Below are 23,514 nucleotides of genomic sequence, written 5' to 3'. Positions count from 1 at the left end.
CTCCTAGGCGGGCGCGCGACGCATGAGCAGGCGCGCGGCGGGGCCGAACCCGACGAGCGCGGCGCCGAGGAAGGGCAGCGCGACGACCCACAGCCGGACCCCGGTGACGCCGAGCGGGCTGGCGATGCTGATCGCCGCGGTCATCGCGAGGCCGGTGCAGATCATCAGCATGCCGAGGATCAGCCGGACGTGGGTGACGTCGCCCTCGGCCGCCTTGCCGCCGCTTTCGTAGCGCGCGAAGAGCAGGATGAAGGGGAAGAGCAGGACGATGTAGAGCGCGAACCAGACCGGGCGCGCGAGCCACCATTCGGCGCTGCCCGGCGCCTCGTGGAGGCCGATGCCGCCGAGCAGCCATGCCGCGACCATCACCAGCACGAAGGCGGTGAGGTGCCAGAGATAGACGGTCATGATCATGCCGTTGATGAGCACGACGGTCGTCCAGGCGGTCAGACCATCGAGCATCCGGCGCGCGGGCTTTTCGAGCGCGAGCGCGAGGCCCGTCTGCGCGATGCCGAGGGCGAGAAGCGCGAGCGTCGGGGGCATCGAGTTGCTGAGGTCCGAACCCGGAACGCCGATCATCGCCACCGGATAGGGGCCGAAGCCGACGAGAAGGCCGAGGGCGGCGAGGCCGGCGGCGGCCCAGAGCAAGGGCGCGGCGAACCGCCCGTCGTGCCAGGCATAGCCGAGCTGGTGGATCGCGACCCAGACGAAGACGAAGTTGAAGAAATTGACATAAGGGATGTCAAATTCGAGCGTCGCGACGTCGACGGCGATCGCGGCGCCCACCAAAACGAAGAAAGAGGCGATACCGAAGCGCTGCCACGCCGCGTGGCTCAACGGGGTCAACGCGGTGACGATGAGATAGACGGCGAGGAACCAGACGGGGACGAGCGCGAGCTGCGCCGCCATTTTGACCACCGCGCGGTCGATACCTGCCTGCGTCCCGAACAGGGTGACGAGCGACCAGATGAGCAGCAGCGGCAGCACCGGGTTGATCAGGCGCCGGATGCGCGCTGCGAACCAGGCGGTGAAATGCCCGCCCTTGCGCCGCGTCGCGGCCCACGACAAGCCGTTGGAAAAGCCGCCGACGAGGAAGAAGAGCGGCATCACCTGAAAACCCCAGGTCAGCCACTGCGTCCAGGGCAATATGCCGAGCAGGTGCCCGCCCTCGACGGCGCCGTCCTTCATATAGGGCGCGGCGACGAGCCAATGGCCGACCACGACCGCGAGGATCGAGAAGGCGCGCAGGAAATCGACATAGCGATTGCGTTCGGGCGGGGCCTGTTCGGCCATGGCGCGGGCGCGCGACCAGAGTGTCTTCTTCGGTGGCGTCGCGATGTCCATAAATCTCCCCTCGCCGGACAGGTGGACGAGAATGAATGATAAAGCGTTAGCCGCGATCCGCAATCTCCAGCCGCGCGGCGACCGCGTGGGCCAGACTGGCGACGGCGGTTCGAAGTTCGGGTGGGGCCTCGATGTCGATCTCGGGTCCGATGCCGAGCAGCATCGGCGCGGCGGCGTCGATCCCCTCGATCGGCAGTGTCAGGCGGCACTGGCCTGCGGGATCGGGGGCTTCGGCCGCGTCGACGGCTTCGGCGGCCCAGGCGCCGAGCAGGCGAATCCGTTCGAGCCCGAGCGGCGAGGCGCGCAGGATCGCGCGGCCCGGGCGAAGCCGCACCTCGAAATCGCGGGTCGAAGCGGTCCACCATGCGGCGAGGTTGAAATCGGCGGGACGCGCCGCGACCTCGTCGAGCATCGTCAGGGCCTGCATGTCGGCGACGGTAAAGGTCAGCACGCGCGCGCCGGTCGCCGCGACGAGATAGTGATTGCCGCCCTTGAGGACGATGCCGAGCGGATCGAGCCTCCAGTCGCGCGTGCCGCGCCAGCTGGTGTAGCGCATCGCGATGCGGCGGCGATCGATCACCGCGCGTGCGGCGGCGGCGAGCAGCGGCGCCGGGCGTGCGGCGCGATACCAGTCGAGCGTGTCGATGTGAAAGGCGCGCGCGATGCGATCGGCCTCGGCGCTGCCGCTGCGGGGAAGCGCGGCGAGCAATTTGCCGCGCGCGCGTTTCGCCGGGTCGCCGAGTCCGAGTGCCGACGCCTGTTCGGGCAGTCCGACGAGGAGCATCGCCTGCGCCTCCTGCGGATCGAGGCCGGTGAGGCGGGTGCGATAGCCATTGAGGAGTTGGAAACCGCCGCCGGGGCCGCGATCACCGTAGACGGGGATGCCCGCGGCGCTGAGTGCGTCGATGTCGCGGTAGATGGTGCGGTCCGACACCTCGAACTCGGCGGCGAGATCGGCGGCGGTGAGCCGCTGGCGCAGCTGCAACAGGATGAGGATCGAGAGGAGGCGGCTCGCGCGCATTTTTTCTTCGTAGCAGAAAATAACTGACGAATAATGTCAGGATTGCGGGCGTAGGACGGGACCTCAACCGGGAGGGACGCATGACCGACATCGACCGACGCCATCTCATGGCCCTCAGCGCAGGAGCCCTTATGACCAGCCTCATCCCAGCCGCAGCCGTCGCCGCGATCGCCCCCAAGCCGGTCGGCAAGCCGGGCGACTTCGATTTCCTGACCGGCGAATGGCGGATCCACAACAAGTTCCGCGAAGGCGAAAAATGGATCGAATTCCCGGGCGAGGCGACGGTGGTCGGCATCCTTGGCGGGGTCGCGAGCATCGAAGAATTGCGCATCCCGGCGCGCGGCTTTTCGGGCATGGGGCTGCGGTTGCTCGACGTCGAGAAGAAGATCTGGTCGGACCATTGGGTCAATGCCAAGTCGGGGGTCGTCGCGGTACCCGGGCAACTCGGGGTGTTCGAGGATGGCGTCGGCACCTTCCTGTCCGAAGGCGAGGGCGAGAAGGGACCCGAACTCTATCGCGGCGTGTGGGACCGGATCACGCCGACGAGTTGCCGCTGGTTCCAGGGCGTATCGCGCGACGGCGGGGCGACGTGGGACGACGGCTGGTTCATGGATTGGACGCGGGTGGGGTGATCCTCCCATCGCGGGGAGGATCGGATTTTTACCCGTCGCAGTCGTTCCAATAATCCTTGTTCGTGGTGCAGCTCTGCAGCCCCGAATAATGGTTCACCAGGCACACGGTCTTCATCGGGCATGCCTTGAACACGCGCGGTTTATATTCGGGCGGCGCCTTGGCCTTGGTGAAGGCGCCGACGACCTGCGCGCGGAGCGGGATAAGCTGATTGCGGATAGTCTCGTCGCCGCGCGCGATGCCCTCGTCCATCCAGTAGAGGATTTCATCCTCATGCTTCAGCGCGTCCTTCATCTGAAGCAGCGAGGACGCCGCCATGATCGCGCCATAAGGTTCGCCCTTGTCGGTGACCGAGCGCGACAGCCGATAGGCAAGCTCGAAATCCTTTTTGGTGCCATTGCCGCTGTTGATCATGTCGACCGCCATGATCACCGCGTAGAAATGTCCGCGCTCGGCGGCCGACTTGAACGCGGCGAAGGCTTTCTTCGGGTCCTTCTTGGTCCCGATGCCCTCGAGATAATAAAGCCCGGTGCGATAGATGGCGTCGATATGCCCGGAGGCCGCCGACTGGCTGAGCAGCGTGAAAGCCTTGGCCGGGTCCTTCTTGCCGCCGATCACGCCGGCGCCATAGAGCGTGCCGACCGAATAAAGCGCGACCGGATCGCCGAGGTCGGCAGCCTGCTCGATCAGCGCGAGTCCTTCCTGCGGTGTGCCGCCCGCGACGCTGCTGTTGATCCAGGCATGGCCGATCTCGCTGAGCGCTGCCGGGTCCTTCTGCTTCTGCGCATAAGCGAGCGCGGCGTCGCGGCCCTCGACGGTGCGGATATACCAGTTGCCGCCGCGTGCGGTCATTTCGGGCAGCGGCGCGGGGCAGGGTGTGCCGGCGTTGGCGCCCGCCTCATAGCTTTGTGCCCAGGCGAGCGCGGCCGGCGAGGGGCTGGTCCCAGCCTTCTTCTCGCTCACCAGCCGGTCATAGGCGTTATGGCAATCGACATTCTGATTATATTCGACCGTCGGGTCGGGCATCGCGCCGCCAGCGCTCATCGTCGATGAGGCGGTCGCCAGCGCGAGCAAGGGCGCGGCGAAGGTCAGGATCATTCGCATGACAAATTGTCCCCACTATGCGTCCCCACGCGCGATCATGCCGCAGGACGGGTGCGGAAACTTGTAAGAACGCGCCAAGGCGTTGCGCGGCGCGGACGTCCCTGTTAGGCGCGCGACCGTCTTTTATCACCAAAGGTGTGCCCCATGTCCGAGTCCATCAAGCGCGTCGTCCTCGCCTATTCGGGGGGGCTCGACACCAGCGTCATCCTGAAATGGCTGCAGGTGACCTATGGCTGCGAGGTCATCACCTTCACCGCCGATCTGGGACAGGGCGAGGAACTCGAGCCGGCGCGCGCCAAGGCCGAGCTGATGGGGATCAAGCCCGAGCATATCTACATCGACGATGTCCGCGAGGAGTTCGTCCGCGATTTCGTCTTCCCGATGATGCGCGCCAATGCGCGCTATGAGGGCGATTACCTGCTCGGCACCTCGATCGCTCGGCCGCTGATTTCGAAGCGTCTCGTCGAGATCGCGCGTGAAACCGGTGCCGACGCGGTCGCGCATGGCGCGACGGGCAAGGGCAACGACCAGGTGCGCTTCGAGCTTTCGGCCTATGCGCTCAATCCCGACATCAAGGTGATCGCGCCGTGGCGCGAATGGGACCTGACGAGCCGTACGGCGCTGATAGAATTTGCCGAACAGCACCAGATCCCGGTGCCCAAGGACAAGCGCGGCGAAAGCCCGTTCAGCACCGACGCGAACCTGCTGCACACCTCGTCGGAGGGCAAGGTGCTCGAAAATCCGTGGGACGAGACCCCCGACTATGTCTATTCGCGTACGGTCAATCCCGAGGATGCCCCCGACACGCCCGAATATATCACGGTCGATTTCGAGCGCGGCGACGGCGTCGCGCTGAACGGCGAGGCGATGTCGCCCGCCACTTTGCTTGCGGCGCTCAACGACCTCGGCCGTAAGCATGGCATCGGCCGCCTCGACCTCGTCGAGAACCGTTTCGTCGGCATGAAGTCGCGCGGCATGTACGAGACGCCGGGCGGCGAGATCTACGCCCGCGCGCATCGCGGGATCGAGAGCATCACGCTCGATCGCGGCGCCGCGCACCTCAAGGACGAGCTGATGCCGAAATATGCCGAGCTCATCTACAACGGCTTCTGGTTCGCGCCTGAGCGCGAGATGCTGCAGGCGGCGATCGACCATAGCCAGGAGAAGGTGTCGGGCACGGTGCGGCTCAAGCTCTACAAGGGCAATGCCAGCGTCGTCGGCCGCAAGTCGCCGAACAGCCTGTACAGCGAGCGGCATGTGACCTTCGAGGATGATGCCGGCGCTTATGACCAGAAGGATGCGGCAGGCTTCATCAAATTGAACGCGCTGCGGCTGAAATTGCTGGCGAAGCGCGACCGCTGATGCGGCCTGCCCCGTTCGGGGCAGGTGTCGCCGCTGCAGGCGACCGGATCGATCACATGCGGTCGACCCGGCATCCAACGCGTGATACCCAGGCTCCCGGCAATCGAACGACGATGTTGGGAAGAGGCTGCCACCATCCAGGGGGTAGCGAATATGGACGAATGGAACGCGGAGGACGCGACCTCCGAACGCGACGAGTGGGAATGGCGCCTTGTGCTGGTCCCGCGCTTAGCGCTGAACGTCAATCGTACCGGCATGCGCACGCGCTTCATCTGGCCGGGGCGCTATCTGGTTCGCTGGTCGCGCACCTATAAACGCTACGTCTATCGTCGGCATTGATGCCGCCGCTGGTGCGGTTTGATTTGCTGCGCTAAGGCGCGCGGATGACCGCGACCCGCTTTTTCTCCGACAATGCCGCGACCGTCCATCCCAAGGTGATGGAGGCGCTGGCAGCCGCCAACCATGTCGATACCGCCTATGACGGCGATGCGCTCAGCCAGTCGCTCGACGCGACCTTTTCGGACCTGTTCGAAACCGACTGCGAGGTCGTGTGGATCCCGACCGGGACCGCGGCGAACAGCATCATCCTCGCGCATTTCGTGCGGCCGTGGCAGGGCATCCTCTGTTACGAGGAAGCGCATATCGAGGTCGACGAATGCGGCGCGCCAAGCTTTTATTCTGGCGGCGCCAAGCTCATGACGCTGCCCGGTGCGGGGGCGAAGATCGACGCCGAGGCGTTGAAGGCGCGGATCGCGGCGATCCGGAACGACGTGCATCAGGTCCAGCCGGCGGCGATCAGCATCACCAATGCGACCGAATATGGCCTCGCCTGGCGCCCCGACGAGGTGCGCGAGATCAGCGAGATCGCCAAGGGCAAGGGGCTGAAGCTGCATATGGACGGCGCGCGTTTCGCCAATGCGGTGGCGTTCGCCGGCTGCTCGCCCGCCGACGTGACCTGGCGCGCGGGGGTCGACGCGCTGTCGTTCGGTTTCACCAAGAACGGCGCGATGATGGCCGAGGCGCTGGTCTTTTTCGGCGGCAGCGGCGGCGCCGGGGTGCGCGAGCTCAAGAAGCGCGGCGGGCATCTGCTCAGCAAGGGGCGTTTTGTCGCGGCGCAGATCCGCGCGATGCTCAAGGACGATCTGTGGCTCGCCAACGCGCGCGCCGCGAATGCCGGCGCCGCGGCGCTGGCGGCGGCGTGCGGCGACCGGCTGATGTATCCGGTCGAGGCAAACGAGCTGTTCGTGCGGATCAGCGCCGAGGATGCCGCCGACCTGCGCGCCAAGGGCTTCGACTTCTATGACTGGGGCGAGGGCGCGGCACGGCTGGTGGTGAGCTGGGATCAGGATGCCGAAGCCGTCGCGCCGCTCGCGGCGGCGATCGCCGCCTTGTGAGTACAACGCCGAGCCTGTTGACGCCGCGCGTCCTGCTGCCGTTCCTGTTCGTCACCCTGATCTGGGGGTCGACCTGGATCGTCATCACCGGACAGCTTGGCGTCGTGCCGCCGAGCTGGTCGGTCGCCTATCGTTTCTTCACCGGCGCGGCGGCGATGTTCGCCTATGCGCTGTGGCGGCGCGAAAGGTTGCTCCTCTCGGGCTGGGCGTGGGGCTTTGCCGCCACGCTCGGGCTCGCGCAATTCGCGTTCAATTTCAACTTCGTCTATCGCTCCGAGCTGCATATCACCTCGGGGCTGGTCGCGGTGCTCTTCGCACTACTGATCGTGCCGAACACCTTGCTCGGGCGCATCTTCCTGAAGACGAAGGTCGAGGGGCGCTTCCTCGCCGGGGCGGGGATCGCGATCGTCGGCGTCGGGCTGATGATCCTCCACGAATATCGCGCCGCGACGGTCGGCGCGGGCGAGGTGCTGCTCGGCACCGCGCTGGCGCTGAGCGGGGTGATGAGCGCGTCGATCTCGAACGTGATGCAGGGCGCGCAGATCGCGCGCGCGCAGTCGATGGTGGTGATGATCGCCTGGGCGATGCTGTTCGGCGCGATTGGCGACGCGAGCTTCGCGTGGATCACGACGGGACCGCCGGTGATCGAAACGACCCCGGCCTATCTCGCCGGGGTGCTGTATCTCGGTGTCGTGGCGAGCGCGGTGACCTTCCCGCTCTATTTCACCATCATCCGCGCGGTCGGGCCGGGTCAGGCGGCATGGTCGAGCGTGGTGATCCCGATCATCGCGATGGGCTTTTCGACGATATTCGAAGGCTATCGCTGGGCGCCGCTGTCGATCGCGGGCGGCGCGGTCGCGCTGGTCGGGCTGGTGATCGCGGTGGTCAAGCGGCCCGAGAAGCCGTCGGTGAGCGGCAATATGGTTTCGGTGCCGGTGAACGAGGCTACCGACAAATCGCGCTGACGCAGCTTTCTACTTATGGCCAGTTCCGGCTTTCCCTGTTTTCCAATCACGATAGGCCGACCAGGGCGAAGGTGCCGCGGCAGGTTTCAGGCAGGGCTCGACCAGCACCGCAAGCTCCTTAGCCCAATCGTAAAATTCGCCACCGTTGGATTGGCTTATGACCTGAAAATAGGGCCCGTCCTTGTAGCTTTCTCGATCGTCGTCGATCACCGCGCTGGTGGCGCGAATTATGACGCTGTCTCCGTCGGTGGTCACCGTTATTTCCCTCTCGGGCTCGCTCTGGCGGGCTACGGACGGGAGCGACCCGTCGAGTAAGTGGGTCAGATTGTCGGGCCACAACGTCGCTTGCCTGCCCGGGAACTTACTTATCAGCGGGATTGCGCCTCGACATCGACGCAGGTCGGCCTCTAGCCATTCCATTTGAAGATTGAGGTCATCGGCCAGTTCGATTGCACTCGTCGGGTGGCCACGCTTGCGCAATTCGCTTGCAATGTCCTTGTACGCCGATTGCCCAGCCCGGTCGCGGCGGTCCACCTTGATGGTTCGAGTGATGCGAGCGATGGGTCGGCAACCTGATGATCCGCTCGTCTGGTAGCGCCCCTCGCACACCATCGAGATTGCCATCGTCCAACCGTCGTAGCGACGTAGCGCGATGCTGTAGCTGATATCGATCAGTCCCGCCGGTTCGCCCGACGGGATATAGTCCGCCGTCTCTGGGTCATCTCTTTCGTTCCAGACGGGCGAGCCAAAGAAAAAGTCGGGATTGTGAGCCAGCGCAAAATACCAGCGATCATATCAATCACCATATTTCTCCCAATAGGCTTCGTCTTCACGCTGTTGAGGGCATGTCTCGGCCGGCTCGTCGGGGTCGCACCGAAATTCCTCGTACAGATCGGCAGGATCATATTCATACCGCGCAAGGGCTGGCTGGCACGATAGGAGCATCCCTGACAGCAGGCTGAGGCAAATTGCAGTCTGTGATAGGGACGCGAATTTCACCCCGCGCTGATCCGCTCGATATCGGCCCCCACCGCTTGCAGCTTTTCCTCGAGCCGCTCGTAACCGCGGTCGAGGTGGTAGACGCGGTTGACCTCGGTCTGGCCCTGCGCGGCGAGGCCGGCGATGATCAGGCTCATCGAGGCGCGCAGGTCGGTTGCCATGACGGGCGCGCCGACGAGATGGTCGACCCCGCGGACCACCGCGCTGCGGCCGCGCACGTCGATGTCGCAGCCCATGCGCGCCAACTCAGGAACGTGCATGTAGCGGTTTTCGAAGATGGTTTCGGTGAACAGCGATGCGCCCGACCCCAGCGTCGCCATCGCCATGAACTGCGCCTGCATGTCGGTCGCGAAGCCCGGGTAGGGCGCGGTCGACAGCGTGACCGGCTGGGCGCGGCCCGACATGGCGACGCGGATGCCGGTCTTGGTCTCCTCGACCGTCGCGCCGGCCTGGCGCAGCGCCGCGAGCGTCGCTTCCATCTCGCTCGCCTTGGCCCCGACCAATTCGACGTCGCCCTCGGTGATGACGGCGGCGCAGGCGTAGCTGCCCGCCTCGATGCGATCGGCCATGACGCGGTAGGTCGCGCCGTGCAGCCGGTCCACGCCCTCGATCGTCAGCGTCTCGGTGCCGATGCCGTCGATCTGCGCGCCCATCGCGACGAGGCAGTTGCACAGGTCGACGATCTCGGGCTCGCGCGCGGCGTTTTCGAGGACGCAGGTGCCGGCGGCGAGCACCGCTGCCATGACGGCATTTTCGGTCGCGCCGACCGAGACGACAGGGAAGGTGAACTTGCCGCCCTTGAGCCGGCCGCCGGGTGCAACGGCCTTCACATAGCCCGAGGCGAGTTCGATTTCGGCGCCGAAGGCCTCGAGCGCTTTCAGGTGGAGATCGATCGGGCGGTTGCCGATCGCGCAGCCGCCGGGCAGCGACACGGTCGCCTCGCCGGCGCGCGCGAGCAGCGGGCCGAGGACGAGGATCGAGGCGCGCATCTTGCGGACGATATCGTAAGGCGCGACGGTCGAGGTCAGCGTCGTCGCGCGCGCGGTGAGGACGCGGCCGAAATCCTCGGGGCGCGACCCTTCGATCGTCGTCGAGCAGCCGAGCTGGTTGAGCAAATGGCCGAAACCGTCGACGTCGGCGAGCCGCGGCAGGTTGCGGAGCGTCAGCGGCTCGTCGGTGAGCAGCGCGCAAGGAAGCAAAGTGAGCGCCGCGTTTTTCGCGCCGGAGATGGGGATACGGCCCTTGAGTCGCTGGCCGCCGCGAATGACGATTTGATCCATGCGCAGTCTTTAGCGGATGCGCCGAAGCGCGCAAGCGGCGGACCGCGCCCTATTGCGCCGGGCCGAGCCAGCCCGACGGCAGGCGATATCCCATGATCTTGCTTTCGGGGACGGTGACGACCGCGACCTCGCGGCAGACATTGCCGGCGAGCATGCGAACCGCGCCCGCGCCGTTAGACCCGAGATAGAAACCGGCGAAGCCGCCGTCGGGCACGCCGGCGCGTTTCGCGACGACGATCGAGCCGAGGACGGGCTCGCCCACTTCGGCGATCGCATCCTTGCCCCACGCCAGCCAGGATTGGGCGCGCCCGCTGTTCGTGCCGCGCTTGCCGGCCTTGCGCATGACATAGTTGACGAACTGGCTGTTCCACGGCTGCTCGTCATTCACATATTTGGGTTCGGCGGTCGCCATATAGGCGACGATGCGCGGGTTGGCCGCCGCGCCCGGCGCCTCGCGCTGACCGAGTTCACCGATCGCTATGTTCAGCCATGTCGCGGTGTTGACGAAGGCGGCGTCGCTCTTCGCTTGCGCGATGTCGGTGGGCGCCCAGCGTTCGGGGCTTTGGTCGCATTCGGGGCTGAAGGCGGCGATTTCGTCATTCTCGGCGGGCTCGTCGTCGGCGGCGACCGTGGGGGTGTCCGGGGTTGCGGCAGCGGTCGCATCGCGATCGGCCGTGGCGGGCGGCGCCGTTGCCGGCGGGGCGGCGACCTCGGTCTGCCCGGCAGGGGGCCTGATCATCGCCATGCCCCCCAGCGACCAGAAGGCGAGATAGCCCAGCGCTGCGAGGATCAGCCATTTCCAAGGGATTTCGAACAGGAAGAACCACCAGGGCGATTTGGGGATTTCGACATCGCCATAGGCGGGGCGGACGATCGTGCCGTCACGGAAAAAGCTGATCCAGTATTTCTCCATGAATTCCTTGGTGAAATAGTCCGAATGGCCGGCATCGTGGAGCCGGTCGCGGACCGGCGATCCGAAGCCGTTGGTCCCCGAATAGCCATAGCCCCAGGTGAAGGCCTTCGCGACGGCGGGCCAGATGTCGCGCACGCCATAGTCGTTGATGATCGTGCCGCCGACCTTGTGCGAGACACCTTCCCAGTCGAAATCGGAATCGACCACCGATCCGCACAGGATCAGGTTGTCGATGCGGAACAAATGGCTTTCCTTCAGCAACGTCGCGACGACATTGGTGCCGTTGCTGTGCGCGATGACGCTGACCTGCCCCTGCTCGGCGCGGCTGCGGTCGATGATCGGAAGGATGCGATCCTCCGACTTGTCGACCGGGGTCCGCCGCCACGGCCCCGGGACGAGGAAACGAAACAGGTCGAAGCGCCCATATTTGATCGGACGGATTTCGACATTGTCGAGCTGGGCGAAAACCTGCTCGGCGCGCTCGTACCAGCTGGCGTGGGTCCTGATGCCGTGGACGAGCAGGATGATGTGCTTGGCTGCCATGGAATCCTTGCCGGCTGGTCAGAGGGAAAAGCGTCAGTCGGCTCCGGCGGGTGTCGGGACATATCCCGAGTCGCCGTCGAACTGCGCCCTGGTCTCGCGCGCGCCCTTGCCCATGAAGATATAACCCACGACGCCGAGGATCAGCGCCGCCGCGCCGAACAGAGGGATCTCGCCGCGCGTCGCCACCATGAACGCCACAAAGGCCCCGCCGACGATGGCCGCCATCAGGAAGATTTTCTGATTGTTGCCGCCGGGGTAGGCAAAGGCGGCGCGGCCATCGGCGGTGCGCACGCCATGGATGCCGCCGATGTCGAGCGCGGAGAAGCCATAGAAGCGCCCCCGCGTTCCGGGCTGGAGCATCTCGGTCACGTCCTTCCTGGTCACCGCATTGTTCAGGCTCTGCGAGGTGCCGTCGTCGCGCAGGAAGTCGATGGTCTTGAATATCGTCATGTCGCCCGCCGTGCGTTTGACGTCGGTGGCGGTGACGGTTCCGTCGATGATCGATGTGCCCATGTCGTTCATTCCCCAGTCGCGGTTCATGACCCCGCGAAACCTAAGCGACTTGGCCGCGAAAGGGAAGCAGGCGGCCGGCGGCGTCTTTTGCAGTGGTAAAGCGCGCCGAAACATGGGACCAGTGGCGCGGATTTCATCAAATTTGGGACGGTAAGACACGGACACCTGTTAGGAAAAAGGGGCAAGGGCATGAGGAATATCGTCGTCACCATCGCCACATCGGCTTCGCTGGTCGCCACGCCGCTTGCGGCCCCCGTCCTCGCCCAGACCACCTATCCCTATCCACCGCCCGGCGGCCCGCAGATCCAGCCGCCGCGTGACCAGGCCTATGCCGGGACGTTGCGCTGCGAGTCGCGCAGCAACCGGACGCAGCGTTGCAACGTCCGCACCGACAATCGCGTCGACCTGATCCGCGTCATCGGTGGCCGCTGTTCGAAAGGGCGCGACTGGGGTTTTACCGCCAACCAGATCTGGGTGTCGGGCGGCTGCCGTGCCGAGTTCGGCTATGGCTATGGCAATGGCGGGACCTATCCGGTGCCGCTGCCGCAGCCGGTCGACGATTTTGCCGGGACGATCCGCTGCGAATCGCGCAGCAATCGTTACGAGCAATGCAATGTTCCGACGAACAACCGCGTCGAGCTGGTGCGGCGGCTGGGCGGGCGCTGCAACGCCGGGCGGCAATGGGGCTATGATGCCAATTATATCTGGGTCAACAACGGCTGCCGTGCCGAATTCCGCTATGGTTACAGCAATCTCGTTCCGCTGCCGGGGCCGAAGCCCGAGAAGGACAAGGGGCCGAGCACCGGTCTGATCATCGGCGGTGTGGTGGTCGCGGGCGGGCTGCTCGCGCTGCTGCTGAGCAAGAAAAAGAAGTCGCCAGCGGGCGAAGAGACCGCGGTCGAGACGCCGACGACCTATCCCGCGGGGCCGCCGGCAACGTTGAGCGCCAATCTGTCGTCGCTGCCGAGCGCGGCGCGGCCGTCGGTGCAGAATTGCATGAACGACGCGGCGCGGCAGATCGGGGTCACAGGGGGCACGCGGCTGTCCTATGACCGGCTCGTCAGTCTGGAGCAGGGTAATGGCGGCTGGCGCATTCGTGCCGCGATGACCGCCACCTATCCCGACGGGGCGCGATCGCTGGAAATGTATTGCCGCGCGACGCCAAGCGAGATCATCCAGCTCGATTTCAGCTAGGTCCGGGATCGCGAATGGTATCGGGCTGGCGCCCGTTGGGCGTTGCGATTATCCGGGGCGCGGATAGGAGCGCGCGACTGACCGACAAGCCAGCCACAGCCGACAGCGACGCGCCGTCCAAGCGCGCGCTTGCGGCCGTTCGCCTGCTGCTGTCGGGTGATATCGCGGATGGTATCGCGCACTATCAGGCGAGTATGCAGGCGTCGAAACGGCGCCTGCCGATCGGCGTGCATATCGCGATGCTCGAAGCGGCCGGTCATGGGTCCGCGGCGCAGGCTTTGCGCGCGCTGGGGCTGCGCACGGGCGAAGACGTTAGTGCCGCCGCCTATCAGGCGCAATCGCCCGACCAGCTTTGCAGCGAATATGAGGCGCTGTTCGCACGCGGGGCGATCAATTCGCGGATGATCGCGGGCTATGCGGCGAGTCTGATCGAATTGGGGCGGACCGAGGAGATGGCGCGGATCTTCGATTCCGCACGACTTTTCCGGACCGTAAAGCTGGGCGATCCAAGCGAAGAACTGGCGGAGGCGGTCGCGGCCGAAATGGCGATGCGCGCGGCCGCGTCGGCACGGCCCACAACCAATGGACCGGCGCTGGAGATGCTGCGCATCGGCAAGCTCGCGCAGGATCCCGGTCCGGCAATTGCGCGGTTGATCGATGCGATCGAAGCCGAGGCGCGGCGCTATCTCGCGAGCTGGGCGGGCAGCGATCACCCGTTCGCGCAGCATGTCAGCGACCAGCATATCATTCACGCCTGGGGCCTCATCTCGCAGGGGCCGGGGCGGCTCGACCGCCATTCGCACAAGCGCGGCTGGGTGACCTGCGTCTATTATCCCGTCGGCGTGCCCGAGGGCGAGGCGGGCGGCGAGTTGGTGGTCGGCCCGCCGGAGGACGGCGCGCCGCTCCCCGGATGGCCGCACGCACGGGTCCGGCCGCAGGCCGGGCTGCTGGTGCTGATGCCCTCTTACTACACGCACTGGACGACGCCCTATGACGCCCCGGGGCTGCGGGTGTCGATCGCGGTCGATTTCGAGCTCAGCCGGGGTGCAGAGGACGCGTCCTAGCGCGCGAGCAGCGCGTCCTCGACCTGCGCCAGACGATCCTTGCCGAAGAACATCTCGCTGCCGACGAAGAAGGTCGGGATACCGAACACGCCGCGCGCGACCGCAGCCTCGGTGTTGGCGACCAGCTTCGCCTTGATCCCGGGCTCCTGCGTGCGCGCGAGCAGCGCGGGGCCGTCGAAGCCGTTGGCGGTGAGGAAGGCGCCGGCGACTTCGGGGTCGTCCATTTTCAGGCCTTCCTCCCACATCGCGCGGTTCACCGCATCGACATAGTCGTCGAGCACGCCCTCATCCTCGGCGACGATCGCCCCGCGCATGATGAGTAGCGTGTTGACCGGGAAATGCGGGTTGAGGCGGAATTTGGAGAGGGCGTGCTTCTCGATGAAGCGGCGCATCTCGAGATGCTCATAGGCGAGTTTCGCGGGCGCCTCGGCATATTGGATCATCGGTGCCTTGTTGCCCGTCGCCTTGAAGATGCCGCCGAGCAGGCAGGGGGTGATGACGAGGTCGGCGCCGGTGCGGTCGAGCAGTTCGGGCAGGACCTTGAGCGTGAGATAGGCGTTGGGGCTGCCGAAATCGAAGATGAGTTCGAGACTTTTGGTCACCATTTTTCTCCCCAGGGACGGAGGTCGAGTTCGTGCGTCCAGGCGCTTTTGGGTTGCCGGTGGAGCATCACATAATTGGCGGCGATGGCGTCGGGGTTGAGGATTAGCTCGGCGGCCTTCGCATTGTCGAAATCGGGGTGGCGGCCCTTGATGAACTCGGTGTCGATCGCGCCGTCGATGATGGTGTGCGCAACATGCACGCCCTGCGGCCCCAGTTCGCGCGCCATCGATTGTGCGAGCATGCGGAGCGCGCCCTTCGCGCCCGAAAAGGCCGAGAAGCCCGATCCGCCGCGCAGGCTGGCGGTTGCGCCGGTGAAGATGATGGTACCGCGGCCGCGCGGCGCCATATGCTTCGCTGCCTCGCGCCCCATCAGAAAGCCGCCGAGGCACGCCATTTCCCAGACCTTGGTGTAGACGCGCACGCTGGTCTCGGCGATCGGAAAATTGACGTTGGCGCCGATGTTGAAGACCGCGACCTCGACCGGCCCGACCTCGGCCTCGACCTGGTTGAACAGCGCGACCATGTCCTTCTCTTCGCGCGCGTCGCCGGGGAAGGCGCGCGCCTGGTGGCCCGCGTCGCGGATCGACTGTGCGAGCGCTTCGAGCTGGTCGGCGTTGCGCGGGCGGCGGTTGACGCAGGCGGTGAGGCCCTCGGCGGCGAACGCACGCGCGATCGCGCCGCCGGTGGCATCGCCGGCTCCGATGATGACGGCGGCTGGGTGGGGCATGCGACTCTCCTCTTGCCGTGCATCGTAACTATGATAATCATAGTGACAAGCGATTTTTGTTCGCCGTCGAAGACGGCTAAGGACACGGCATGCCCAAGCGCGCGGATCTTTCGGACACTTTCTGCCCCGTCGGGCGCTCGGCCGAGCTGCTCGGCGACCGCGCGGTGCTGCTGATCCTGCGCGACCTGTTCTTCGGGCGACGCCGGTTCGAGGCGATCGCGGCGAACACCGGGCTGGGGCCGCAACTCGTGTCGGCGCGGCTCAAACTGCTCGAGGGCGAGGGCGTGGTCGAGCGCCACGCCTATCAGGACCGGCCGCTACGCCACGAATATCGGCTGACCGACAAGGGCAAGGACCTGTTCGGGGTGCTCTATGCGATGCGCGGCTGGGCCGAGCGCTGGGCGTATAAGGATGGCGAGACCGGCGGCGGGCCGGCGATGCGCTACATCCACCGCGCGTGCGGCAGCGATGTCGGGACGGCGACGGTCTGTCCGGGGTGCGGCGCGGCGCTGGGCTATGGCGATCTGAAAGGCGACCCGTCGCCGGCGCTCAAGGCTGAGCAGGCGGCGCGGGCGGGCTAGACCCAAGGCGGCGTTCTGATAGGCTATCGCCCGGATACGAAGGGGCGAATATGCGCGGCCGATCATTTGCCAATCTTGTCGCTGTCCTGGCCCTTACAACGCCGGCGCATGCGATCCCGCCGCCACCGTCGCCGCCCGATCCGGCGGTGATGGACGAAGCCCATGGATTGGCCAGGGAACTGGTTGCACCGAATGACGGCGATTTGCGTTTTCGAACCCGTTCTGCAGTCGCCAATGAGGCGCTCGGGTGGCTCGCGGTCGCGCATCCCGATGTTCGGGACCAAGTCGTTCTCCAGGCGTTCATCGGGGCCGTCCAAGCGCGCGTTGATGCGGTCTGGCCGGAGGAACAGGCCAATATCTATAGGCCGCTGGTCAACCAGTTTCGGCTGATGTCGGCGACCGATCTGGCCGACGTGCGGCGCTTCGTCGCTACGCCGGCCGGGCAGCAATTTTCACGGTTGCTGGTCGATTCCTATTTCGGCCTGGCCGACCGGGCGGCGTCCGACACCCTGTATCGCCGCTTGTTCCCGGAACTGCCCGCTATGCTCGAAGCCGCGCAAAAGCAGGTGGCCGGATAGGCGTTAAGCCTTTTCCAGCGTGCACTGCAGCGGGTGCTGGTTCTGCCGCGCGGCGTCCATCACCTGGTTCACTTTGGTCTCGGCGACTTCATAGCTGAACACGCCGCACACGCCGACGCCTTGCTGGTGGACGTGCAGCATCACTTGCGTCGCCTGTTCGATGTCCATGTTGAAGAAACGCTGGAGCACCATCACGACGAATTCCATCGGCGTGTAATCGTCGTTGAGCAACAGCACCTTGTACATCGACGGCTTCTTGGCCTTGGCGCGGGTGCGCGTCGCGATGCCGACGCCCGGAGTGCCGGGCGTGCCGTCGTCCTTGTCCGCCATAAGGCGGACATCTTCGGCATCCGCCATGGCGCGGATCGGGTGGAGATTCTGAACTGGAAGCATTGTCACCGGAATATCGCACGCCGAAGCGGATTCGCAAGGGGGCGGGGCATCATTAACCCCCTTTTGTCGGAGCCCAAAAGCAAGAACCGCCCGCAACCCGAGGGATGCGAGCGGTCTTGTTGTGTCGGCGCAGGCTGGGAGGAGGGGAGAGACGCCCGCGCCAACGGGAAGAAAAAGGCCCTTAGGCTGCCTTCATCTTCGAAGTGATGACCGACACGCGGTTCGAGATCGGCGCGAAGCTGTCGTTCGCCATCTTGACGACGAGTTCGCTGGTCTTCGAGGTCTGCGCGACAGCGGCGTCAAACGCCTTCTTGCTGTTTTCGGCATAGAGCTTGAAGAATTCGGTCGGCGACTTGACCGAGGTGTAGCCCTTCAGCGCGGCGGTCGTGTCTTCGAAGCTCTTGCGAGCGAAGGTCACGCCTTCCTGGCCGAGCACTTCGGCGTTTTTCGCGGCAATCTTGCCGGCTTCGACGAGCGCTTCGAGGTTTGCCTTGTTGAACTCGACGGCTTCTTCGGCGAGCTTGCTCGACTTGGCGAGCGCTTCCTTCGACTTCGCTTGGAAATCGGCGGTCAGGGCTTCGGCGCGGGTCTTGGCTTCGTCGGCGAACTTCTTGACGGTGTCGTTCATGGTCTTGAATCCTTTGGTGGCGGCGGCGACCGGCTTCGGCGCGGCCTTCAGGGGCTTGGGGGCAATGGTCTTTACGGCCGCCTTCTTGGGGGCGACCTTCTTGGCCACGGCCTTGGGGGCAGCGGCCTTTTTCGCGACCGGCTTGGCTTTTGCCTTCACCGTCGGGGTTTTCACAGGAGCCGGTGCGGCCTTTGCCACTGCCGGGGCAGCGGTTTCGACCGGAGCGGCCGGAGTCACCGCCGGCTTGGCGGGGGTTTCCAGCGTCGCGGCTTCGAAAGCCTTTTCGGCACTATCCATCTTGGTAGCCATCGGGGGAACTCCTTTATGTTGCAGTGCACAATATAGGAGTGGCGTGGCGATTTCAAGGATATTTTTGTGCAGTGCACAAAAATTGTCGATCGCAGCCTTATTGGCCCCTTATTCCCCTGATTTTACCGCTGCTTGACGTAGCGGCCGGGGGCATCCTCTATGGCCTTCTTAGCACCTTTTCCGGGAATATACGAACCCTTGGCTGGGATTTTTGCGCCGTCCTGCGCGGCAATCCAGTCGATCCAGTGCGGCCACCAGCTACCTTTAGTCTCCTTCGATGACGCTTCGAAGTCGGCTAGGGTGGTCGCCTGATTGTCGCCGGTCCAATATTGATATTTGCCGGCGGCGGGCGGGTTCACGACCCCGGCGATATGCCCCGACCCCGCGAGCAGGAAGGTCTTGTCGCCCGACAGATGGTCCATCAGCCGCCAGACACTGGCAAGCGGCGCGATATGATCTTCTCGCCCCGCCTGGATATAGGCCGGGGTCTTGATCTTCTTGAGGTCGATCGGGGTGCCGCAGACCGACAGGCTGTTCGGGACGACCATGCGGTTGTCGCGATAGAGGTCGACCAGATATTGGCGGTGCCACTTCGCGGGCAGGTTGGTGGTATCGCCGTTCCAATAGAGCAGGTCGAAGGGCGGATAGTCGTTGCCGAGCAGGTAATTGTTGACGACATAATTCCAGATCAGGTCGCGCCCGCGCAGGCTGTTGAAGGTCGCCGCCATATAGCGCCCGTCGAGATAGCCCTGCGCCGACAGTTGCTCGAGCAGCGCAAGATAGCTTTCGTCGACGAACATCTTGAGGTCGCCGGCGAACTCGAAATCGATCTGCGCGGTGAAGAAGGTCACCGACTTGACCTTGTCGGCCTCGCCCTTCGCCGACAGCATGGCGAGGGTCGCAGCGAGTGTGGTGCCCGCGACGCAATAGCCGATGGTGTGGACCGCGGGGGCATCGAGCAGGTCGCGCACCGTGTCGATCGCGTCGACCTGCGCCGCGATATAATCGTCCCAGACGACATCCTTCATCGAGGCGTCGGCGGATTTCCACGACACCATGAACACCGACAGTCCCTGTTCGACCGCCCAGCGCACGAAGCTTTTCGCGGGGTTGAGGTCGAGGATGTAGAAGCGGTTGATCCACGGCGGGAAGATGACGAGCGGCGTCGCGAACACCTCGCTGGTCGTCGGCGTATATTGGATCAGCTGGTAGAGGTCGGTCTCGTGGATCACCTTGCCGGGCGTGGTCGCGATGTTTACGCCGACCTCGAAGGCGTCGGGATCGACATGGCTGAGCTGCCCGCGCTGCAGGTCGGTGAGCATGTGCTTCAGGCCCTTGAGCAGGCTCTCGCCGCGCGTCTCGATCGCGCGCTTGATCACTTCGGGATTGGTGAGCGCAAGGTTCGACGGCGAAAAGGCATCGGCCATGCCCTTCGCCGCAAATTCCATCTTCTTGCGCGCATTTTCGTCGAGCCCAGCCATCTGGCGCGTCGTTTCGAGCAGTTGGTCGGAGAGCAGGCCATAGGTCTGGCGGATCAGCGCGAAGGCGGGGTTGTCGGTCCAGTCGGGGTCGGCGAAGCGCTTGTCCTTCGGCGTGTCGGTGACCGGGGTGAAGGAAGGGCCGAGCGTGGCGAGCGAGGTCCAGAAGGCGACCCCCTGTTCCCACATCTTCGACGAATGTTCGGCCCATTGCTGCGTCGCCGGATTGTTCAGCCAGCCGGCGGGATCGAACAGCGCTGCGGCGCTCGTGTGGCCGTCGTTCGCCTGGCCGAGCGCATAGTCGAGCATCATCTGCTGCGCGCGGCCCATGACGCTGGCCCAATGCTGCAGGTCGTCGGGCGCGGGCATGAAGGGATTTGGCTTTTCGGTGGTGCCGTCCGTACCCGTTTCGGTCATGCTCGTTCCTGCTGGTCAGTGCCGTCAATATGCCTATAACAAGCCGCGATGCGGCTGGCGAGATTGCCGCTCGCGTCAATCAACAAGATACGCAAAGGAGTTGTTCTAGTTTCCCATGTCCGAAGATGAATTCTATCGCATCAAGCGCCTGCCGCCCTATGTCATCGCTGAAGTCAATGCGATGCGTGCGGCCGCCCGCGCCTCGGGCGAAGACATCATCGACCTGGGGATGGGCAACCCCGACCTGCCTCCGCCCGCGCATGTTATCGAGAAGCTTTGTGAAGTGGCGATGAAACCCGACGCGCACGGCTATTCGCAGTCGAAGGGCATTCCGGGGCTGCGCCGCGCGCAGGCCAATTATTACGCGCGCCGTTTCAACGTCACGCTCGACCCCGAGACCGAGGTGGTGGTGACGATGGGGTCGAAGGAAGGGCTCGCGAGCCTCGCGACCGCGATCACAGGTCCCGGCGACGTCGTGCTCGCGCCGAACCCCAGCTATCCGATCCACACCTTCGGCTTCATCATCGCCGGCGCGACGATCCGCAGCGTGCCGACGACGCCCGACGAGAATTACTGGCGGGCGCTCGACCGCGCGATGGCCTTCACCGTGCCGCGTCCGTCGATCCTGGTGGTCAACTATCCGTCGAACCCGACCGCGGAATCGGTCGACCTCGCCTTTTACGAGCGGCTCGTCGCCTGGGCGAAGGAGAATAAGGTCTGGGTCCTCAGCGACCTTGCCTATTCGGAGCTTTATTACGACGGCAATCCGACCCCCTCGATCCTGCAGGTTCCGGGCGCGAAGGATGTCGCGGTCGAATTTACCTCGATGTCGAAAACCTATTCGATGGCGGGCTGGCGCATGGGCTTCGCGGTCGGCAACAAGCGCCTGATCGCGGCGATGACGCGCGTGAAATCCTATCTCGACTATGGCGCCTTCACGCCGATCCAGGCCGCGGCCTGCGCCGCGCTCAACGGGCCGCAGGATATCGTCGCCAAGAACCGCGAGCTTTACCAGAAGCGCCGCGACGTCATGGTCGACAGCTTCGGCCGCGCCGGCTGGGACATCCCCAGCCCCAAGGCATCAATGTTCGCCTGGGCGCCGCTGCCGCCCGCGCTGAAAGAAATGGGCAGCCTCGAATTTTCGAAGCAATTGCTCACCCACGCCAAGGTCGCGGTCGCGCCGGGCGTCGGCTATGGCGAGGATGGCGAAGGGTTCGTGCGCATCGCGATGGTCGAGAATGAGCAGCGTATCCGCCAGGCGGCGCGCAACGTGCGCAAGTTCCTGCAGATGCACGGCATCAACACCCCGTCGGTCGCGGCGAACGGCGAGGGCTGACCGGAGTGGGGGGCAGCGCGCCGGTCATCTCGCAGACCATCCAGCTCGCGCTCGCCCCCGCCTTCCTGCTCGTCGGCATCGGCAATCTGCTCGGCGTCTTTGCCGGGCGGCTGGCGCGCGTCGTCGACCGCTCGCGCGGGCTGATGGCGCTGCATAGCGCGACCACGGGCGCTGAGCACGACCGGCTGGTCGAGGAATTGCGCAAGCTCGACAAGCGGATGAGCGTCATCAACGCGTCGATCCTGATGGCGGTCGCCAGCGGGGTCGTCGTGTGCCTGCTCGTCGCGCTGTTGTTCGTGCAGCGCGCGGCGGGGTTCGAATGGGGCATGGCGGTGGCATCGGCGTTCGTCGTCGCGATGCTGCTGCTTTTGCTGTCGCTGCTGCTCTTCCTTTATGAGGTGCGGCTGGCGATCTACACCATCCATATCCCGATCGAGCTGCTCGAACTCGAGGAAAAGCAGCGCAATTCGAAGCGCAACCGGCTCAAGGTGCCGCGCTTGCCCTGAAGGTCGGGGTCACCCGCTTGTTGCTCGCCTGTTCATAGGCATAGCCTGCGGCGAGCACATCGGCGTCGCTCCACTTGGGGCCGATGAACGAGAGGCCGATCGGCAGGCTTTGAACCGTTCCCATCGGGACCGTGAGGTGCGGATAGCCGGCGACCGCGGGCAACTGGCTGACGCTCGGGCCATTATAATGATCGCCGTTGACGAGGTCGCTGGTCCACGCGGGGCCGTTGGTCACTCCGACCAGCAGGTCGACGCCATGGTCCTTCAGCAATTTGTCGATGCCCTCGGGCCCCGCGAGCCGCGCCGCCTTGGCCTTCGCCTCGACATAGGCGGGGCTGTCGAGCCCGCCCTTGCTTTCGGCGAGTTCGAACAGCGACTGATCGAACCAGGCGAGTTCGGCGGCATTGGCCTTGTTGAACGCGATCAGGTCGGCGAGCGTCTTCGGGCCGTCCTTCGCCGGCAGGCCCGCCAGATAGGTGGCCATGTCGGCCTTGAGCTCGGTCATCAGGATTTCGAATTCGGCGGCGCCCAATTCCTCGAGTCCTTTGCGGCTGTCGTTGATCTCGACGATCGTCGCGCCGAGGCCCGCCATCTGCGCCAGCGCGGCGTCGAACAGCGCGCGGACGTCGGCGCGGTCGCCGATGCGGTCGCGCAGTACCCCGATGCGCTTGCCCTTCAGCGCCTGCGGCGACAGCGCGGCGACATAATCCGCCTTGCGCGCATCGGCCTCGGCGGTCGCGGGGTCGGCGGGATCGCTGCCGGCGATCACGGTCATCACTGCGGCCGCGTCGCGCACGCTGAGCGTGATCGGGCCGGCGGTGTCCTGGCTGTGGCTGATCGGCACGATGTAGGTGCGGCTGACGAGACCGAGCGTCGGCTTGAAGCCGACCACGCCATTGACCCCGGCGGGGCAGGTGATCGAACCGTCGGTTTCGGTACCGATCGCGAGCGGCGCGAGGCTGGCGGCGACCGCCGCGGCGCTGCCCGACGACGAGCCGCAGCTGTTGCGGTCGAGCGCATGCGGGTTTTTGGTGAGTCCGCCGACCGCGCTCCAGCCGCTCGTCGAATTGTTCGACCGGATATTGGCCCATTCGCTGAGGTTGGCCTTGCCGAGGATGAGGAGCCCGGCATCGCGCAGCCGCGCGACGATCGGCGCGTCGCGGTTCGTGACATTGTCCTTGAGCGCGAGCGAGCCGGCGGTCGTCGCCCATGGACCCGCGGCCTCGATATTGTCCTTGAGCAAGATGGGAATGCCGTGCAGCGGGCCGCGCGCCTTGCCCGCCATGCGCTCGTCATAGAGCCGCTGGCCCTCGGCATAGGCCTCGGTCTGCGAGAGGTTCGCGATGACCGCGCCGAGTTTCGGCCCATAGTCGTCGATCCGACCGATCCGGTCCTGATAGACCGACGCGAGCAGGCCTTCGTAAAGCTGGCCGCTCTCCATCTCGGCGCGTAGCGTCGCAGCATCCCTGCCCTCGACCTCGGGCAGCGGCGGGGGCATCGCGGTGGCAGGGGCGGCGGCGAGGAGCGCACTGGCGGCGAGCAGCGAAATTTTTTGCATGGAAAACAGGCTGCCAGCCGTAGCGGCAATTGCAAGCGGCGATTTTCGGCTGGCCGCCTCGGCATTGACACCAC

At 65.4% G+C, this 23,514-nt stretch carries 24 protein-coding genes; 11 read left to right on the top strand and 13 right to left on the bottom strand.

All coding sequences use genetic code 11. The features are described from left to right. Positions 1 to 3 precede the first annotated feature (3 nt). Positions 4 to 1,344 carry an acyltransferase gene (locus B1A78_RS01440; RefSeq protein ID WP_083733712.1) on the bottom strand — a complete coding sequence of 447 codons (1,341 nt, stop codon included), beginning with the start codon at positions 1,342 to 1,344 and terminating at the stop codon, positions 4 to 6. A 46-nt stretch (positions 1,345 to 1,390) separates the two neighbouring features. Then, a complete protein-coding gene (locus B1A78_RS01435; protein WP_077145263.1) occupies positions 1,391 to 2,365 on the bottom strand; it encodes a YafY family protein in 975 nt (324 codons plus the stop codon). A 131-nt stretch (positions 2,366 to 2,496) separates the two neighbouring features. Here B1A78_RS01435 and B1A78_RS01430 point away from each other — a divergent pair, with 131 nt between their 5' ends. After that, complete coding sequence (locus B1A78_RS01430) at positions 2,497 to 2,997, top strand: hypothetical protein (RefSeq protein WP_077145262.1); 501 nt, start codon at positions 2,497 to 2,499, stop codon at positions 2,995 to 2,997. Positions 2,998 to 3,025: 28 nt separating this feature from the next. Here B1A78_RS01430 and B1A78_RS01425 read toward each other — a convergent pair whose 3' ends face one another. After that, positions 3,026 to 4,099, bottom strand: a complete 1,074-nt coding sequence (locus B1A78_RS01425) for a tetratricopeptide repeat protein (RefSeq protein WP_083733710.1) — start codon at positions 4,097 to 4,099, stop codon at positions 3,026 to 3,028. A 144-nt stretch (positions 4,100 to 4,243) separates the two neighbouring features. Between B1A78_RS01425 and B1A78_RS01420 the strand changes: the two genes are divergently transcribed. From B1A78_RS01420 to B1A78_RS01405, 4 genes are all read left to right on the top strand, one after another. Then, positions 4,244 to 5,461 (top strand): argininosuccinate synthase, encoded by a 1,218-nt coding sequence (locus B1A78_RS01420; protein ID WP_077145260.1) that lies wholly within the window; start codon positions 4,244 to 4,246, stop codon positions 5,459 to 5,461. A 153-nt stretch (positions 5,462 to 5,614) separates the two neighbouring features. Further along, positions 5,615 to 5,800, top strand: coding sequence for a hypothetical protein (locus B1A78_RS01415; RefSeq protein ID WP_077145259.1), 186 nt, complete (start codon positions 5,615 to 5,617; stop codon positions 5,798 to 5,800). A 44-nt stretch (positions 5,801 to 5,844) separates the two neighbouring features. Further along, a complete protein-coding gene (locus tag B1A78_RS01410; protein WP_077145258.1) occupies positions 5,845 to 6,855 on the top strand; it encodes a low specificity L-threonine aldolase in 1,011 nt (336 codons plus the stop codon). Positions 6,856 to 6,872: 17 nt separating this feature from the next. After that, positions 6,873 to 7,820, top strand: coding sequence for a DMT family transporter (locus B1A78_RS01405; protein ID WP_256837385.1), 948 nt, complete (start codon positions 6,873 to 6,875; stop codon positions 7,818 to 7,820). A gap of 9 nt (positions 7,821 to 7,829) precedes the next feature. Here B1A78_RS01405 and B1A78_RS01400 read toward each other — a convergent pair whose 3' ends face one another. From B1A78_RS01400 to B1A78_RS01385, 4 genes are all read right to left on the bottom strand, one after another. Beyond that, positions 7,830 to 8,444 carry a hypothetical protein gene (locus B1A78_RS01400; RefSeq protein WP_144037630.1) on the bottom strand — a complete coding sequence of 205 codons (615 nt, stop codon included), beginning with the start codon at positions 8,442 to 8,444 and terminating at the stop codon, positions 7,830 to 7,832. Between the two features lie 371 nt (positions 8,445 to 8,815). Next, positions 8,816 to 10,099, bottom strand: a complete 1,284-nt coding sequence (murA, locus tag B1A78_RS01395; protein ID WP_077145255.1) for a UDP-N-acetylglucosamine 1-carboxyvinyltransferase — start codon at positions 10,097 to 10,099, stop codon at positions 8,816 to 8,818. A gap of 49 nt (positions 10,100 to 10,148) precedes the next feature. Further along, positions 10,149 to 11,555: a TIGR02594 family protein gene (locus tag B1A78_RS01390; protein WP_077145254.1), complete on the bottom strand. Its 1,407-nt coding sequence runs from the start codon at positions 11,553 to 11,555 to the stop codon at positions 10,149 to 10,151. A 33-nt stretch (positions 11,556 to 11,588) separates the two neighbouring features. Further along, complete coding sequence (locus B1A78_RS01385; RefSeq protein ID WP_077145253.1) at positions 11,589 to 12,095, bottom strand: hypothetical protein; 507 nt, start codon at positions 12,093 to 12,095, stop codon at positions 11,589 to 11,591. A gap of 162 nt (positions 12,096 to 12,257) precedes the next feature. Here B1A78_RS01385 and B1A78_RS01380 point away from each other — a divergent pair, with 162 nt between their 5' ends. Together B1A78_RS01380 and B1A78_RS01375 are read left to right on the top strand one after the other, a co-directional pair. Then, positions 12,258 to 13,262 carry a DUF3011 domain-containing protein gene (locus B1A78_RS01380; protein ID WP_077145252.1) on the top strand — a complete coding sequence of 335 codons (1,005 nt, stop codon included), beginning with the start codon at positions 12,258 to 12,260 and terminating at the stop codon, positions 13,260 to 13,262. Between the two features lie 194 nt (positions 13,263 to 13,456). Continuing rightward, positions 13,457 to 14,326, top strand: a complete 870-nt coding sequence (locus B1A78_RS01375; protein ID WP_179101950.1) for a putative 2OG-Fe(II) oxygenase — start codon at positions 13,457 to 13,459, stop codon at positions 14,324 to 14,326. On the opposite strand, the gene B1A78_RS01370 is transcribed toward B1A78_RS01375, so the two are convergent. Together B1A78_RS01370 and B1A78_RS01365 are read right to left on the bottom strand one after the other, a co-directional pair. Further along, positions 14,323 to 14,931, bottom strand: a complete 609-nt coding sequence (locus B1A78_RS01370) for a 2-hydroxychromene-2-carboxylate isomerase (RefSeq protein WP_077145250.1) — start codon at positions 14,929 to 14,931, stop codon at positions 14,323 to 14,325. The genes B1A78_RS01375 and B1A78_RS01370 overlap by 4 nt on opposite strands. Next, positions 14,925 to 15,656 (bottom strand): SDR family oxidoreductase, encoded by a 732-nt coding sequence (locus tag B1A78_RS01365; RefSeq protein WP_077145249.1) that lies wholly within the window; start codon positions 15,654 to 15,656, stop codon positions 14,925 to 14,927. The genes B1A78_RS01370 and B1A78_RS01365 overlap by 7 nt, the downstream gene beginning before the upstream one ends. Positions 15,657 to 15,745: 89 nt before the next feature. Here B1A78_RS01365 and B1A78_RS01360 point away from each other — a divergent pair, with 89 nt between their 5' ends. Both B1A78_RS01360 and B1A78_RS01355 read left to right on the top strand, forming a co-directional pair. After that, positions 15,746 to 16,237 carry a helix-turn-helix domain-containing protein gene (locus B1A78_RS01360; RefSeq protein ID WP_077145248.1) on the top strand — a complete coding sequence of 164 codons (492 nt, stop codon included), beginning with the start codon at positions 15,746 to 15,748 and terminating at the stop codon, positions 16,235 to 16,237. A 50-nt stretch (positions 16,238 to 16,287) separates the two neighbouring features. After that, the gene (locus B1A78_RS01355) at positions 16,288 to 16,815 is read left to right on the top strand and encodes a hypothetical protein (RefSeq protein WP_144037629.1); all 528 of its coding nucleotides are present in this window, start codon (positions 16,288 to 16,290) and stop codon (positions 16,813 to 16,815) included. Between the two features lie 3 nt (positions 16,816 to 16,818). Here the strand turns inward: B1A78_RS01355 and clpS are convergent, their stop codons facing one another. The 3 genes from clpS to B1A78_RS01340 all read right to left on the bottom strand — a co-directional run bounded on the left by clpS (position 16,819) and on the right by B1A78_RS01340 (position 20,040). Beyond that, positions 16,819 to 17,172, bottom strand: coding sequence for an ATP-dependent Clp protease adapter ClpS (gene clpS / locus B1A78_RS01350; protein ID WP_077145246.1), 354 nt, complete (start codon positions 17,170 to 17,172; stop codon positions 16,819 to 16,821). A gap of 217 nt (positions 17,173 to 17,389) precedes the next feature. Beyond that, a complete protein-coding gene (locus tag B1A78_RS01345) occupies positions 17,390 to 18,145 on the bottom strand; it encodes a phasin family protein (protein ID WP_077145245.1) in 756 nt (251 codons plus the stop codon). 122 nt (positions 18,146 to 18,267) lie between these two features. Then, positions 18,268 to 20,040, bottom strand: a complete 1,773-nt coding sequence (locus B1A78_RS01340) for a class I poly(R)-hydroxyalkanoic acid synthase (RefSeq protein ID WP_077145244.1) — start codon at positions 20,038 to 20,040, stop codon at positions 18,268 to 18,270. A 115-nt stretch (positions 20,041 to 20,155) separates the two neighbouring features. Between B1A78_RS01340 and B1A78_RS01335 the strand changes: the two genes are divergently transcribed. Beyond that, positions 20,156 to 21,376 (top strand): LL-diaminopimelate aminotransferase, encoded by a 1,221-nt coding sequence (locus B1A78_RS01335; RefSeq protein ID WP_077145243.1) that lies wholly within the window; start codon positions 20,156 to 20,158, stop codon positions 21,374 to 21,376. Between the two features lie 5 nt (positions 21,377 to 21,381). Further along, positions 21,382 to 21,882 (top strand): DUF2721 domain-containing protein, encoded by a 501-nt coding sequence (locus B1A78_RS01330; protein ID WP_077145242.1) that lies wholly within the window; start codon positions 21,382 to 21,384, stop codon positions 21,880 to 21,882. On the opposite strand, the gene B1A78_RS01325 is transcribed toward B1A78_RS01330, so the two are convergent. Next, positions 21,860 to 23,440: an amidase gene (locus B1A78_RS01325; RefSeq protein WP_077145241.1), complete on the bottom strand. Its 1,581-nt coding sequence runs from the start codon at positions 23,438 to 23,440 to the stop codon at positions 21,860 to 21,862. The two genes, B1A78_RS01330 and B1A78_RS01325, sit on opposite strands and share 23 nt — an antisense overlap. Positions 23,441 to 23,514 lie beyond the last annotated feature (74 nt).

Origin of the sequence: Sphingopyxis sp. KK2 (assembly GCF_001990265.1) — a bacterium.
Classification (GTDB): Bacteria; Pseudomonadota; Alphaproteobacteria; order Sphingomonadales; family Sphingomonadaceae; genus Sphingopyxis.
This window is presented reverse-complemented; position numbering and strand designations above follow the sequence as displayed.